This is a genomic window from Desulfomonile tiedjei DSM 6799, from assembly GCF_000266945.1.
GTDB lineage: Bacteria > Desulfobacterota > Desulfomonilia > Desulfomonilales > Desulfomonilaceae > Desulfomonile > Desulfomonile tiedjei.
In genome coordinates this window covers 6,389,150-6,404,649 of the sequence record NC_018025.1, presented here as the reverse complement: position 1 = coordinate 6,404,649, position 15,500 = coordinate 6,389,150, and the positions used below count along the sequence as shown (strand labels likewise).

The following is a 15,500-nucleotide window of genomic DNA, read 5'->3' as shown; positions in this document are numbered from 1 at the left end:
AGTAATATCCGGGAACCTTTTTTGTGAAAAAGGTTCCCGAACCCTCCAAAAAACTTTTAGCACTCGCCCAAGCCCATGGTTTTTCTTTCGAAAAACCATGGGCTTGGGCGAATATTAAAAGTTCTTGGGAAGGGTCTGGCCCCGCCAGACGCGGGGTTACAAGAAGGTTTCCCAGATTTTCTCTCTTTGAATGCAAATCAGTATCAGATCCGAGAATCGTCGGTGGCCGACAGGTGCGAAGTTCGCACGCCGATTGTGGCCTGCTGAGTGGAATTGCAGCGCACATTACATTCCGAACCACTTGGTTTCATTCACTGCTACAGAATTAGTGCGTGATACTCACTCGACACACCTTCCGGGAAAGCTCTCAATGAACCGTTGTAACCGAGAACAACATATTTCTAAGCCATTTGAGCTCCGATATTTTAGCATTCCATTTGCTATTTCGATTTGGTAAGATTTCCGAGAAGATTCCCAAAACCAAACTCGCGTGTGTAGCGCAGTCGCTCTCTTGTACAAGAATGATCTTACGTGATCGTAAGGGGCAAGATGGTGATTTGCCGCACTCAGGAGGACGTTGTGATCAGAACGTGGACGGGTCTTGGTTTTGTGTCTCTTTCTTTTCTTCTTGCGCTCAGTATGTGTGAAAACGGGTTTACCGAGTCAGGCAGAGGTGTTGTGCGAGTGAGAGGGTCTGAAAGCATGGCTCATATCATGACCATGTATGCAGGCGAATTCAGCTCTCCCGATCGCAGTTGCACCATAGTTGTGAGTGGCGGAGCCAACGAATCGGGCATGGAAACGCTCTTCAGCGGCGAGGCTGAAGTAGCCATGATAAGTAACCGTCTCTCAAAGAAGGAAATCGAGGCAGCTAAATCCAAGGGGCTCGATCTGCAGGAAGCCGCAATCGGATGGGGCGGAATAGTCGTCATAGTAAATCCCGCGAATCCCGTCGTAAGCTTGACTGTGGATCAGGCGCGTAAACTGTTTGTGGGTGAACTTACGAGTTGGACACAGGTGGGCGGTCAGGAAAAACCTGTTCAGGTCATAGCGATAAACGAATCTGTTCGATCGGGTTCGCACAAATACCTGGCGGAAGACTTTCTTCACGGCAATTTCGCTCCAGGAGCAAAATTGGTTTCTTTTTTCCGCTCTATACCGGCAGCCGTAGGAGAAGACGAAAATGCAATCGGACTCATTCGTATGAGAAATCTGGAGCGTCTTATCGAGCAAGGAATGGACAAGAAGATCAAAGTAGTGGCACTAAAAAAAGACGACCGTTCACCCGCCATAGCTCCTACCCGTGAGAGTATCGACGAAGGAACCTACCCGATCACGAGACCGTATCTTCTCTGTGTACCGGCCAATCGAGCGAATACCTGCACCATGGAGTTTTTCAAGTTCTGTGCAGCCAGGAATCCCAGGCCTCGAGATCTTGAGAGCAAGAACTAGTACCTCATACCTGAAAAAATCCAAGGAGGAAGGTCGTGAAAAGCTTCTGGTGTATAGCTTTGGTACTAATCCTATTTAGCCCGACGTATTCCGGGGAGCTTGAATATGAATTATCCATGGCAGTCGTTTGATGTGAATTTGAAATCGAAGACCGGAGCTACTGCTTTGACGTTCTCTACCGTCGGGCGACATGCCGACGTGATGGAACTCCTTAAATTAAAAGGAGCTCGGTAAAGTTGTAACGAGGCAAACAGGGGATTCCTCCGTATTATTGAGTTAATCGGGGGGAAAATCCCTCCTGTCCTTCTTTATAGAATCTGAATGGTTGTCATTGCGAGCGAAGCGAAGCAATCGCCTGACATTAAGCGCCTGAGTCCCAGGCGATTGCCACGTCGCTGCGCTCCTCGCAATGACAAGGATTAAGTCAGTTGCTGAATGGTGGATTCATCGCTGTTCGCGGGCGTTTTCCATCAACATGGGTCGGCAGAGACGCCGACCCCCACCAGGAAAGTTGAAAGTGGATTCGTTTATTCTAACGCTCATGGGGGAAGAGGGGATTTATAGAGTCGGAGGGACCATGATTACAGGAGAAGATCTTCTCTAACCCGCGTAACTGAACGATTACGGGATATTCAACCATTCGCAAAGAGGATACCTCTATTACTGTTTACGTCCCAGGTACGCTTCCACGATACGGGGGTCTCCCTGCAACTGATCGGCAGGGCCTTCCTGGACCACGCGGCCACCTTCCAACACGTACCCGTAATTGGCTACTTGTAGAGCCTTCCGGGCGTTCTGCTCGACTAGCAGGATGGTCGTGCGCTCTTTAAGTTCGGCGATGATACGGAAGACTTCCTTTACGATCAAAGGAGCGAGGCCCAGGGAAGGTTCATCCAGCATCAGCAGTTTTGGGCGAGCCATTAATGCTCTCCCCAAGACAAGCATCTGTTGTTCGCCTCCGGAAAGGGAATCGGCAATCTGGCGACGACGTTTCTTCAAATGGGGGAAGCGTTCGTAAATGTCTCTGAGATCTCTTGAAACATCCAAGTCTTTGCGAGTATAGGCCCCCAGCAACAGATTTTCTTCCACAGTGAGGCTGCCCAGCACTTGCCTTCCTTCCGGCACCTGCACCAGTCCAAGCCCTGTCACACGATCGGGTCTCCAACCTGCAATTTCGTTCTCTCCAAAACGGATGGACCCGCTCTCCGGCCTCAGAAGCCCGCTGATCGTGTTAAGAGTGGTGGATTTTCCGGCTCCGTTCGCTCCCACGAGAGCAACCACACTCCCTTCAGGGACCTCGAAACTGACTCCCTGTAGAGCCGCAATTGCTCCATATGAAGTATGAAGATCTCGCACGATCAGCATGTCGGATGATCACCTCGTTTGCCCGTTCCAACCATTGTTCCGTATCCTATCTCATACCAATATGCTATTGAGAGATCTGTTTTGGGCCGGTCCCGCCAAATCTCCTTCGCTACGAACGGCACGGCCTGACTTCGCTTCGGAGACATGCCGGGACCGGATTTGCCAGATGCTACTTCTTTGAACGCACATTGCTATCACGCCGGTCGATGAAAGATTAATCTTCATCTTCGCCAAGATATGCCTCAACCACCAGAGGGTCATCTCGGACGGAACCGGGCGGTCCGTCGGCAATTTTTACTCCAAAATTAAGGACTACCACAAGATCGCTGATACGCATGATCAAGTCCATATCATGTTCGATAACGAGAAGTGTCAGCGAAGTCTTGCTTAACTCAAGCAGGAAGTCCGTAAGCTGTGCCGTCTCAGTGCTGTTCATACCTGCAGCGGGTTCGTCCAAAAGGAGAAGGCGAGGCTCCACAGCCAGAGCACGGGCGATCTCTACCCGTCTTTGATCCCCATAAGACAGTGCCTTCGCAGGAACATGCGCCAGATGTTCCATGTTCAACCGGCGAAGCAATTTCAAAGACTCCTCTGATGAAAGCCGTTCATCTTTACGACTACGTGGAAGACGCAACAGAGTCTCGATCAAGGTCCCGCGCTGCTTAAGATGATGCCCCATCATAACGTTCTCAAGTACTGAAAGTTCCGAGAAGAGACGAATATTCTGGAACGTGCGTCCGATTCCCTGTTGGGCGATCCGATGAGGCGGCAGTCCGCTTATCAATTGGCCATCCAGTAAGATGTCCCCTTTCGTGACGGGCACCAGTCCGCTTATCACATTGATCAGAGTAGTCTTGCCCGCTCCATTCGGTCCGATCAAGCCGCAGATCGCTCCTTGCGGCACCTGAAACGACACTTCATCCAGCGCCATAAGACCGCCGAACATTCGGGTCACAGCTTTTATTTCCAGCAGCGGTCCGGCTGGTTGTTGCGCCATTAATGAACTACCTCTTGTTCGAGATTTGCGACTGCATCTGCCGGATACTTGAAACTCGCGAACAGAGAATTGTCGCCGAATTGCTTTCCCGGGTCGCTTCAATGACCCGATTTTATGATAATTATGTACCTCGTCTTGAACTCTTCGAAAATGACAGTTTCTTCTTGAAGAAATCCCAAATCCGAGGATCCGCCAACCCCGACGGCAGATAGATGATGGACAACATGATGATCAGGCCGTTAACGATGTCCCTTTGGTCCTTGAGAAAGCGTAGCACTTCGGGCAATGACGTAAGCACGGTGGCCCCTATGATCGGACCCGCCCAGTGGGTCATGCCCCCCAGCACCGCGTAAGCCAAGATGTCGACTGCTCGGCCGAAAACATAGTTATGGGGATCTATGACTCGTACGATGGGAACACTGAGTGCACCTGCACCGGCGGCAATTATCGCTCCCAACACAAAAACCAACAGCTTGTAACGCACCACATTGATTCCCAGAGTGGAGGCAGCGGTTTCATCCTGCCTGATGGCAGCCATGATCCTGCCGTACCGGGAATACTGCAGTGTAGCAAGCAGGTAAGCTACTATTATCACATAAAGCAGAACGGACCATGTGGTTTCGGGCAGCCCGAGAATCGTCGGTGGAGTAGTGTACGTCAGAGTGATTCCTTCTGCCCCCTGAAAAACAGTTATGTCCTTATCCTTGCTGAATAAGCGAACAAGCTTGTCACCGTTGAGTGCGATTATTCTGATTATTTCTCCGAATCCAAGGGTGGCGATGGCCAAATAGATGTCACGCAGTCGTAGTACCAGCATTCCGAATGGCAGAGCAACCGCAGCGGCAAGCAGAATGGCCACAATAAGGCCAAGACTCAGTGGCAACTGAGCTTTTGTGAGCAGAATGGCTACTGTGTAAGCGCCTATCGCCATAAACCCTGCATTCGAAAGAGACAGAAGCCCGGTTGCAAGCGTCAAGTAAATGCTGAGACCGAGTGCGATGTTTATCAACACAAAATTGATAATCGAAAGATTGTTCGTGATAAATTCCGGCATAAGATTAACGTGTCCGCCCTGGAACTTCGCCTTTTAAGCTCGTACGGTTTTGCTACGACCGAAAATGCCGCTAGGACGTACGAGAAGGACAAGGATCAGCAATCCGAAAACAAACGCATCCCGGAAACTGCTGTCCACATAAGCCACACTCAGAACCCGTATCATTCCCACGAGAAAAGCGGCCAAAGCCGCGCCACCTATGCTGCCCATACCTCCCACAATGATCACCGTGAGACCGGCCAATTCCACCTCGTGGCCCATTGTTGGCTCCAGGCGATTGAATGCCAGCCCGAGGAGCACTCCCGCCGCTCCGGCAAGAGCCCCTGAAATGAAGAAGGTCTGGGCTACCACAAAATCAACGTTGATGCCCAGGAGTCGTGCGGTACGCTCGTTCCAGGCTATGGCCCTTATCGCTCTTCCCATCTGGGTACGCTTCAGTAACAGATTGAGCACCAGCATGAGGATCAATGACAGCACCAGCACTAATGCCTGTATGGGAGAGATAACGGCATCTTTGGTTATGTGGTACGGCATGGCAGGAAAGAGATTGAGCGGAAACCGCGAAACCTGTGCTCCAAATGCACCAATGGCCAGGCTGACAAGGATGAACGTGGCCCCAATGGAGGAGATCATCGGGGACAGGTGCGGGACTTCACGCTGCCGCAAAGGTCTGATCGATCGATAGTCCTGCACAAAACCCACAGCCATGAGCACAGAAGCGACTATGGTTATTCCCATTTTCACGGGGTGAGCCCACTCACCCACCATGCCCACTATGAGCAGAATAAACGCACCCCAAAGAACCAGCCCCCCTGCCGTCAAAGAGCGAAGCGGTTTGAACGCGAGGCGATCGATCAATACAGCGAGCACCCCTGCCCCGACCATTGCCACCGGGATAGCTGCCCAGAGAGGCCAATTAAGCTTTGTGACACAGAGAAATGCAAAGAATGCACCCCACATGAACGTCGCGCCGTGAGCCAGATTAACAATATTCAGGACACCGAAAACCAATGTGTATCCCATGGCAAAGAGAGCGAGAGCAGCTCCTTGCCATATACCGTTAATCAATTGCTGGGGCAGTTGGGTCATACAGGTAACCTCACCGGAAATGGGGAGGCGAGTGATGTCTCGCCCTCCCTTTCCGGGTGTCCATTATTGGAATAATTCAAATTTTCCATTCTTGATGATCTGCACGACTGGAGAGTGTACCGGGTCCCGTTTCTCATTCATGGAGAATTTTCCGAGAACCGTGTCCAGATCCTTAATCTTTGCCAGGACGTCCCTGACAGCCTTCGAATCGGCAGAACCTGCTGTTTTAATCGCGTGTGCGAGTATGTAAACACCGGCATAAGCCTGAGCAGCGAATTGGTCCGGATTGGAACCATAACGCGCCTTGTAGGCTTCCACAAAAGCCTTGTTTCCCGGCGTGTCATTACCTATGAACCAGGCAGCACCGGAAATTGCACCTTCTGCAAATGGGCCGGCAAGCTGCGCCAGTTTAGGAGAATTGAAGCCATTCCCGCCTATGAAGTGGACCGATTCGGGAATGCCGAGCTGTCGCCCTTGCGTCATTATTCCTGCTGCTTCTTCCGCCAGCGCAGAGACGATTATCTGTTCCGGATTAAGACCTTTAATTTTGGTGAGTTGAGCCGAAAAATCGGTATCCTTCCTCTTGAATGTTTCCGTGGTCAATACCTGGATGCCTTTTTCTTCAAGCACCTTCTTGAACACGTCATAACCGCCTTTGGTGAACACGTCATCATCACCGTACATGACGGCTACTTTTTTGTAGCCCAACTTGTCCATGGTCATCTGGATAGTATTCGGCTGGACAGCGCTTTCAGGAAGACTGTCTCGGAAGATGAAGTCGCCGATTTCGACAATGCCCCCTGCCGTATTCGACACTCCGAGGACTATCACTTTGGATTCCTGGGCAATGGGATTTGAGGCTTTTGCCGAATTCGACAGGGTAGGACCCAATATGGCAATGACCTTGTTCTTCTTGATAAGATTGTCAAAGGCGGCGATAGCGCCTTCCTTTGTCGAGCGATCGTCTTCAGTGATCAGTTTTATCTTGGCCGTGCCCAACATGCCGGATTTGTTTATTTCGTCCACCGCCAATATGGAAGCGTTTTTCTGCGACGATCCGTAGACAGCCGCATCTCCGGTCAGCGACCAAACGGCGCCCATTGGGATTTCACCTTCAAGACCTTTTTCCGCGTTTGCGATGGTAGTACCATAAACGCCGAAGCCCACAGCCAAAAGCGCCAATAGTACGAAGAACACAGTAGAGCGTGCTTTCACGTCCTGACCTCCATGAGAACAGTCTGTTTCGGGGAATCACGAACAAGAGTGCGTGAGCCAGAATAGCGGCAATCGTCTCACCGATTCTCGAGAGGGAACTTGGGCCTTGCAGCATTGGCGAATCGACCGAGGAGAATCCCCCAAGGAGGTGTCAGCGATCTTCCTCCGTAAACAGACACTATACTTTTCGGCAACTTGGCCGTCAAGAGAATCTTGACGCGGTTTGTATGCTTTCAGTCATTCGTGGGGAAATCCCCTCTACCCCCCCCCTTCTATAAAGGGGAGATTTTTCGACTAACATCTGCGCTGAGTTTCGGTCATTTATCTTGGCAATGGCTATATCTCATCAAACCATGTCATGCGGACTTGCAGTCAAAATAGTCCTCATTGAGGCGGTGCCACGGACTTACAGGACAGGTCCGTGGCACCCAAGACTGACATCAGGCCCGGGCACAGGGGTACCACTGACGAGCACAGGTCAGTGCAGTTAGCATCCTGAATGCAAAACGGTAACAGGGAGCATGAACGGGAGATTCTCACATCAAGAACCGTATTTTACGAAGAAATAAGACGATTGGAAGCAAGGGCTTTTTGTGACATCTATCCAAGCCGCAATTTGCCGGTTATTCGTATAACCTAAAGGTTAGTTGAGAGGATCTTTTCTCTTGTGTGCATGAATTGTTTAGCGTAAAGTCCTGTGACAGATTGTGCTTTTTTCATAGGGATTTGTTTCTAACAGCTCCATATTTTTCGGAAGGCATGGCGCTGGCTTGAGCGGCATGAGTATTCCAATGCGGGTTTTTCCAGGCTACCTCATAACTGAAACCATATACAGGGGGACAAGATCGCTTGTCGTTCGAGCAACTCGCGGCAGCGATGGAACACCGGTTATCCTGAAAACCTTCACGGATGAGCGGCCTTCGATTCAGGAGACGGACAGACGCAAAAAAGAGTACAAAATACTTGAATCTTTGAATTTGGAAGGCGTAATCAAAGCGTACGGCATCGAGGATCACGGTCGCGGACCCGTCCTGGTTCTGGAAGATTGCTACGGCAGTTCCCTCGATCGAATCGAAAGCCATTTTTTCTCCGTTCCGGAGATTCTTCGAATCGGTTCGGAGTTGGCTGGAATTCTGGGTGAAATTCACTCCGCACAGATTATTCACAAAGATGTAAACCCTTCCAACATCGTACTGAATCCGGCAACCGGCATTGTAAAACTGATCGATTTCGATCTCGCAGGGACATTCTCGCGAGAACAAGCAGCATCGCATGATACGAAATTTTCCGGAACTCTTCAGTATATGTCTCCCGAACAAACGGGAAGAACCGCTTTAGCCACAGATTATCGTACTGACTACTATTCTTTGGGAATGACTCTGTACGAGCTGCTGTGCGCTAAAATACCTTTCGATACTCAGGATCCCCTCGAGATAATTCACTCTCAAATAGCTCGAATGCCTGAATCGCCTGCTGAAGTGAACCCCGAAATTCCGCAAATCGTCTCAGATATCATAATGAAACTCCTTGCCAAAAACCCTGATCAAAGATATCAGAGCGCCTGGGGCATTAAATGGGATTTAAACAACTGCCTGAAACAATTAAAAGAATCCGGTAGCATTGAAGCTTTCCCCCTTGCTTCCACGGACAGACCGGAACGGTTGCGTATTCCACAAAAATTGTATGGCCGAGATCGTGAGAGAGCCGAACTCGCCGGATTGCTCACCGGATTCAAACAGGGGACCAAACGTTTCGGGTTTGTAGCAGGGGATCCCGGAATCGGCAAAACTGCCCTGGTGATGGAAACGTTCAAGTCTTTGCCGGAACGTTTTTTTGCATGGGGAAAGTGCGAGCAGTTTTCTCGGAATTTCCCCTATTCGGCATTAAAAGATGCTGCACTTGCAATGCTGCAGCACATTCTGATGGGGAACGATCAGCAGCTCCAGAGATACAGAGAGAAGCTGCTCTCGGCACTCGGTCCGAATGCCGGAATTCTGTCGGATCTCATCCCTGAGCTGGAGCTGGTAATCGGTTCTCAACCTGCACCTTCACCCGCTGAGCCTCAGGAATTCCGAAACCGGTTCAACCTGGCATTCTTTCGTTTTTTCCAGGTCTTCTGCGAACAGGAAGAGCCGTTAATACTCTTTCTTGACGATCTGCAATGGATAGATACGGCATCGCTGAGTCTCCTGGAATTTATCTTGACCGATTCGGATATAGGACATCTCGTTTTTATAGGGGCTTTTCGAGACAAAGAAATAGATGCCCAACATTCATTGCATGCCACTATCGATCGACTCAAGACCTGTTCGGAGCACATCCCGCTCATTAAATTGCAGTCGCTGGACCTTGATTCCGTAAATGCCATCTGCGCAGATGCGCTGAACACGAATGGACAGTCGGTCGGTCAACTGGCAGACCTTGTACTCAAGAAAACAGGAGGCAATCCGTTTCATGTAGGCGAATTCCTCATGTCATTGTACCTGACGGGACTGTTGATCTTTGACCATCGCCAGGGCGTATGGCAGTGGGATTTATCTCACATTCAATCTCGTAATATTACCGACAACATTGTTGAACTCATGGCAGACAAGATTCAGCGCCTGAATGAGGAGACTCAGGCGTGCCTGAAATTGGCTGCATGCCTGGGAAGCCGTTTCAGCCTTGAGGATCTTGCCCTCGTAATGAAGAAGGAAGAATCTGAAACAGAGGAATTCCTTTCCCAAGCAGTTGAGGAAGGGCTATTGCTTCCGTTGGAGCCCGAGCTGAGTCTCTCTTTATTGCGTGCCGGAGTCGATCGTGTGGATACTGCAGAATTCCGATTTTGTCACGATCGGGTCCAGCAAGCAGCTTATGGATGTATTCCCGATGAGGAAAAAAGATTCGTCCATGCCACTGTGGGACGACTCTTGTTGCAGGGGACTCCTCGCCGGGAATGGGACAAAAAGATCCTGAATATTGTGGATCAACTGAATTTGGGACTTGAGTTCATCACAGAAAAAGATGAACGGATGCTGCTGGCGGAACTCAATCTGCTCGCCGGGAGGAAAGCTCATGCGTCTGCGGCGTTCGAGGCAGGGCTCAAATACTTTCAAGCAGGAATAAGAGCCCTGAAAGAATACCCTTTACCTCATGGGGAATCCCTTGCTCTCGAACTCTACAGACAGTTGGCAGAGTCGGCCTATTTGACCGGAAACTTTGTCACCATGGAATTCTACTGTAAAAAGGTCCTGGAACATTCACAGGAAATCTTGGACAAAGCGAAAGTATGTGAAATCCGGATTCAAGCATCGACAGCCCAATATAAGATGATTGAGGCGGTGCAAACAGCAATCCCGGTATTACGAATGCTGGGGGTGAGAATTCCTCGGAAGCCCTCCCGACTTCACCTCTTTTGGGCACTCACAAAAGGATTTTTTATCTTCAGGAAGAGGGATATCGACTCGCTCGGCTCGTTACCGGTCATGACAGACAGCAAGAAACTCGCGGCTCTCAAGATAATGTCCAAGCTGGGCAAGGCACTGTACGCTGCCCATCCCGAGTTTGCACCGGTGGTTACGCTGAAGTCACTGGAACTATCCATACGGTACGGGATTTCTCGTGAATCGGTGCTTGCGTACGCTATTCTGGGCTTCTTGTATATTGGAGTTCTGGGAGACATAAACAAAGGTTACGCTCTCGGAAATCTCGCCTTGAGGCTGACGGAACGCTTTGATACCGCGAAACTCCGAGTCAACATTGTCATGATAGTGAATTTTTTTGTCAAACCCTGGAAGGAACATTACGCCAAACTTCTCGGAACTTTGCAGGAGGCTATTGGTATAGGCATAGAAAACGGCAGCCTGGAAGATGCGGCTCATTGCGCTTACATGTATTGTTCCGGGGGGTTTCGCGTTGGATGGGAATTGCCGGCATTGCACGAAAAGATGACCCAATATAGTGAGCTTATACGGAAAATCAAGCATGAATCCGCTTTGAGACTTTTATTTATCTTCCATCAAACAGTTCTTAATCTTATGGGAAAATCGCCCGATCCATGCACTTTGGTAGGCGATGTCTTTGACGAAAATATTATGCTGCGAGTTTTTCAGGAGGCAAACGACCGAAGTGGAATGTGTGTCACTTACCTGAATAAAGCAACACTCTGTTACATTTTTGAAGAACATTCGAAAGCGCTTGAAAATGTAATGCTGGCTCAAAAACATGAGTCCGGGATACTTGGGACGCCTGCGATTCCGACCCTCAATTTCTACGATTCGCTCGCCAGATTATCCGTTTGCGACAAAACCAAGCAGAAAATTCATTTGTGGAGAGTGCACCTGAATCAAAGAAAATTGCGCAAATGGGCAAAGCACGCACCTATGAATTTTCTCCATAAGTACATTCTGGTTAAAGCGGAACTATTAAGAATCAAGGGTAAGTACGAATTGGCGGGCGAACTCTATGAACAAGCCATAACCCTTGCGCGAGAAAATGCCTATCAGAACGAAGAGGCTTTAGCCAACGAACTTGCAGGGAAATTTTACTTATCCCGGAGTAATCTCGATCTCGCCCGGACGAAAATTGTTGATGCTCATTATTGCTACAAAAAATGGGGGGCTGCTGCTAAAGTGGAACAACTCGAAGCGAAATACCGACTGTTTTTTGAAGGGCCGGCAGAGTCGCAAATCGTTGTGACCTCCCGGGACTCTGCTTCAACGGGGAGTACTGATTTCCACAGGGATTTAGATCTTGCATGGATCATGAAAGCTTCCCAGGTTATATCCGGTGAAATTCTCCTCGAGAAGCTCGTCGAAAAACTGATGAAGACAGTTATTGAGACTGCGGGGGCGGAAAAAGGATTTCTTATCTTCCGGTCCGGAAATCGTCTTGAAGTAAAAGCCGAAGCTTGTGTCAGCCAGATGATCGTCCAGGATCTGCAGCCTACTCCAATAGAGAAATGCGAACTCTGCTCCGCGGTAGTCATGTACGTCCTGCGCACCAGTGAAAGCCTGGTTTTGAACGATCCTGTCCGTGAAGGAGCATTCACCTCGGATCCCTATATAATGGAGAAGAAACCCAAATCCGTCTTGTGCGTACCTATCCTGCACCACGGGAGCCTCATCGGTATGCTGTATCTCGAGAATAATCTCTCCAGTCACGCATTTACTCCACACCGACTTGAGACGTTGAGGATGCTCTCTTCCCAGGCTGCCATTTCAATCGAAAACGCGAGATTGTACGAACGAATGGAGCAATTGGTGGCAGAGCGCACGTCGGAACTTGAGAAATCCAATAAGGATCTGTCCCACGAAATCGAAGTTCGCCAGAGTGCCCAGGAAGAGCTGTATCGGGCAAAAATTCAAGCAGAATCGGCAAGCCGTGCCAAGAGCGAGTTCCTTGCTCACATGAGTCATGAATTGCGAACCCCGCTCAATGCCATAATTGGATTTTCTCAACTCCTCAATGAACAATGGGGAGGTAAACTCACGGAAAAGCAGTTGCAATATGTTCGCGAAATCTCAATTGGAGGCCATCATCTCCTCGAACTGATAAACAACATCCTGGATCTGGCAAAAGTCGAATCCGGAAAGATGGAACTCGATCTCAAGCCGGTGAACATCGGACAGCTCCTCAAGCACTGCACGATAATGATAAAGGAGAAGGCTCTTCGGAAACACTTGGATATAATTGTTCACATACCCGAGAGCCTCCGCGGGGTGAAGATCGTAGCTGATGAAGTGAAATTCAAACAAATAGTCGTAAATCTCTTGTCGAACGCGGCCAAATTCACGCCGGATGAAGGAAGAATCGAGCTTGAAGCATCAATGGAACCTAATGCCTTAAGCATAAGCGTTTCCGATACCGGAATAGGCATCCTTCAGGAAGATCAAGAACGAATATTCGAACCCTTTGTTCAGTTGAATGCACCTGTTGAATCCCGGCAGAAAGGTACAGGACTCGGGCTCGCTCTCACCAGAGAACTGGTGGAACTTCATGGGGGCACTATTCACGTGCAGAGCGCAGGTTTTAACCAGGGAAGTACCTTTGTTTTTAGTATTCCTGTAGACCAGGTCTTTACAGATCCCAGTTCTTCCAGTGACTTGGCATCGTCTTCGCTTGTTCGAACGTACGACAGGATTCAGGATAACCCATCCGAGGCGACGGTCCTTGTTGTGGAGGATAATGAGGCCAATGTGCGTCTTATCCGGGAGTTGCTCGAAAAACAATCATATCGCGTCATACACAAGAGTACAGCGGAAGAAGGGGTGGCCGCCTTCTTAACCGAGGGGGCGGATTTGATCCTGATGGACGTGGGCTTGCCCGGAATGGATGGATTGACGGCAACCAAGATAATCAGAGAACACTCACAACTCGTTCCTATTGTCGCTTTGACAGCTCATGCCATGGACAGTGACAGGGAAAAGGCGTTGGAGGCGGGTTGTAACGAGTATCTGCGAAAACCCATTAAAGTTGAAGAGTTCTATGACACCATAAGACGGCTCATCGACAGAGATCGAAAACTGTGACGTACTCATACAAATGTGCGTTCAAAGAAGTAACGTCTAGCAAATCCGGTCCCGGCACGTCTCCGAAGCGAAGTCAGCCACGCCAAGGCGTGGCCTTCGTAGCGAAGGAGATTTGCCGGGACCGGCAAATAACAGGTTTCTCAATATTCCTTCTATGAAAGCACTTTGGTATCACACGCAAGATTGAGGGAGAAAAATAGCCATGCCGCGGCCGAATCGTATTCTCGTTGTGGATGACGAGCGCCAAAATGTGGAGCTCCTGAAAAGCATGCTCGAAGCTCTCGGATTAGAGACAGAGGAGGCCTCCAACGGCAGTGAGGCGCTCCGCAAACTGGACGAGTCTATCGATTTGGTACTGCTCGATGCCATGATGCCGGAAATGGACGGATTCCAGACAGCCGCAGCCATTCGGAAACACACTCATTTCGGCGACGTTCCGGTGATCATGGTGACAGTCCTGGACAGCAAACAGGATAGACTGCATGCGGTCGAAGCAGGAGCAAATGACTTCATAAGCAAGCCACTGGATTTACTTGAGTTACGAGTTCGCGTCAACTCTCTTTTGAGAGTTAAGAACGCCCAGGATCGCCTAAAAGCTTCTTTGAGAGAAAAAGAATTCCTTTTGAGAGAAATCCATCATCGAGTAAAAAACAATCTTGCCATTATTATCAGCCTTATCAATCTGCAGTCCAAGTATGTGAAAGACGAAGTGCATTTAGCCATGTTTCAGGAAGTGCAGAATCGCATACGTTCCATGGCTCTGGCGCATGAGCAATTGCATCACAATCAAAATATAGAGAAACTGAAGTTGAACGAATATATAAAAGGTTTACTGGATCATCTTGTAAACACATTCCGCATGGTAGGAAGACCGGTCACTCTGGAGACGGATCTAAAAGAACAAGTATTCGGTCTTGAAATCATAATACCGGTAGGAATAATCCTCACCGAGCTTGTTTCCAACTGTTTCAAGCATGCTTTCCCCGATAATAGAAAAGGCGTGGTAAAGGTAAGCTTACAAACTATTGGCAGAGTTGCGGAATTGAGTGTCAGTGACAACGGAGTAGGCCTTCCGGATACTGTTGATGTGAATAATCCTCGATCGTTCGGTTTAAGTCTTGTACGGACCTTTTCTCGCCAAATAGAAGCATCGGTTACGGCTACATCAGTAAATGGTACGGAGTTCAAATTGTCATTTTCAGGCCCCAGGGACAATGCTTGAAATCACGGCATTTCTCGGGAGATTGGCATCGTGCCGGATCGCATGTGTGCGGAAAGATAGAAGAATATTTTGCCGAAATTGCCCCTGAAGATCTTTTTGATTCGCATTTTATGCATATGGAAGCGACCCATCTATTTTTCTTCACAATTGCTGGGAAGTATATTCTCAGCCGCAATGTCCTTTGCTCGGATCAGGTGCGCATATTCGGATTAGGGCTGTTCCACAAAGGGGTTGCGTGCCATGCGGCACGTGCAGTTCCCTTCATCGCCGCTGTTCCATTCGTTGATTTTTTGCTTCAAGCCCTGGCGGTCCAGGTCGAGAAATTTCTTAACTTCACCCTGGGTGATTAATCGCATCTTGTACGCAAAGAAGACCACTTCCTCAAGGAGGGCAGGCGTGTACGGCAGTCTCTCCTTCAGAAGTCCCTTCCTATCCAAGAAATCCAGCAGAGAATTGTATATCATCGTCTTTTTTTCGGAATGATCCAGCATCGTCCACCTTCATGAAACAGAAACTGAAGACTACTGTTCAATATAAGCAAAATCAACGCAGAACGCAAAAATGCGATTACAAGCGTACAGGGCAAATTCTCCGCGT

Annotated in this window: 9 protein-coding genes; 3 read left to right on the top strand and 6 right to left on the bottom strand. The window is 49.2% G+C overall.

Annotated elements, in window-relative coordinates; all coding sequences use genetic code 11:
- Positions 1–579 precede the first annotated feature (579 nt).
- On the top strand, positions 580–1,452 hold the full coding sequence (locus DESTI_RS27555; RefSeq protein WP_041286553.1) for a substrate-binding domain-containing protein: 873 nt from the start codon (positions 580–582) through the stop codon (positions 1,450–1,452).
- A 660-nt stretch (positions 1,453–2,112) separates the two neighbouring features.
- Here the strand turns inward: DESTI_RS27555 and DESTI_RS27550 are convergent.
- The 5 genes from DESTI_RS27550 to DESTI_RS27530 form a co-directional block, all read right to left on the bottom strand.
- Positions 2,113–2,817 (bottom strand): ABC transporter ATP-binding protein, encoded by a 705-nt coding sequence (locus DESTI_RS27550; RefSeq protein WP_014813226.1) that lies wholly within the window; start codon positions 2,815–2,817, stop codon positions 2,113–2,115.
- A gap of 214 nt (positions 2,818–3,031) precedes the next feature.
- Entirely contained in the window at positions 3,032–3,814 is a 783-nt protein-coding gene (locus tag DESTI_RS27545) for an ABC transporter ATP-binding protein (protein ID WP_014813225.1), read from the bottom strand.
- Positions 3,815–3,935: 121 nt separating this feature from the next.
- On the bottom strand, positions 3,936–4,868 hold the full coding sequence (locus DESTI_RS27540) for a branched-chain amino acid ABC transporter permease (protein ID WP_014813224.1): 933 nt from the start codon (positions 4,866–4,868) through the stop codon (positions 3,936–3,938).
- A gap of 33 nt (positions 4,869–4,901) precedes the next feature.
- On the bottom strand, positions 4,902–5,957 hold the full coding sequence (locus DESTI_RS27535) for a branched-chain amino acid ABC transporter permease (RefSeq protein ID WP_014813223.1): 1,056 nt from the start codon (positions 5,955–5,957) through the stop codon (positions 4,902–4,904).
- Positions 5,958–6,020: 63 nt separating this feature from the next.
- Positions 6,021–7,172: an ABC transporter substrate-binding protein gene (locus DESTI_RS27530; RefSeq protein WP_014813222.1), complete on the bottom strand. Its 1,152-nt coding sequence runs from the start codon at positions 7,170–7,172 to the stop codon at positions 6,021–6,023.
- Positions 7,173–7,963: 791 nt separating this feature from the next.
- Here DESTI_RS27530 and DESTI_RS27525 point away from each other — a divergent pair.
- Together DESTI_RS27525 and DESTI_RS29580 are read left to right on the top strand one after the other, a co-directional pair.
- Entirely contained in the window at positions 7,964–13,681 is a 5,718-nt protein-coding gene (locus tag DESTI_RS27525; RefSeq protein ID WP_014813221.1) for a hybrid sensor histidine kinase/response regulator, read from the top strand.
- Between the two features lie 202 nt (positions 13,682–13,883).
- Positions 13,884–14,903, top strand: a complete 1,020-nt coding sequence (locus DESTI_RS29580; RefSeq protein WP_014813220.1) for a sensor histidine kinase — start codon at positions 13,884–13,886, stop codon at positions 14,901–14,903.
- Between the two features lie 209 nt (positions 14,904–15,112).
- Here the strand turns inward: DESTI_RS29580 and DESTI_RS27515 are convergent, their stop codons facing one another.
- Entirely contained in the window at positions 15,113–15,394 is a 282-nt protein-coding gene (locus DESTI_RS27515) for a hypothetical protein (protein WP_014813218.1), read from the bottom strand.
- Positions 15,395–15,500 lie beyond the last annotated feature (106 nt).

Excerpts from the sequence above, each read along its gene's own strand:
- DESTI_RS27550 (WP_014813226.1), bottom strand. The coding sequence starts at position 2,817 with ATGCTGATCGTGCGAGATCTTCATACTTCATATGGAGCAATTGCGGCT.
- DESTI_RS27545 (WP_014813225.1), bottom strand. The coding sequence starts at position 3,814 with ATGGCGCAACAACCAGCCGGACCGCTGCTGGAAATAAAAGCTGTGACC.
- DESTI_RS27540 (WP_014813224.1), bottom strand. The coding sequence starts at position 4,868 with ATGCCGGAATTTATCACGAACAATCTTTCGATTATCAATTTTGTGTTG.
- DESTI_RS27535 (WP_014813223.1), bottom strand. The coding sequence starts at position 5,957 with ATGACCCAACTGCCCCAGCAATTGATTAACGGTATATGGCAAGGAGCT.
- DESTI_RS27525 (WP_014813221.1), top strand. The coding sequence starts at position 7,964 with ATGCGGGTTTTTCCAGGCTACCTCATAACTGAAACCATATACAGGGGG.
- DESTI_RS29580 (WP_014813220.1), top strand. The coding sequence starts at position 13,884 with ATGCCGCGGCCGAATCGTATTCTCGTTGTGGATGACGAGCGCCAAAAT.
- DESTI_RS27515 (WP_014813218.1), bottom strand. The coding sequence starts at position 15,394 with ATGCTGGATCATTCCGAAAAAAAGACGATGATATACAATTCTCTGCTG.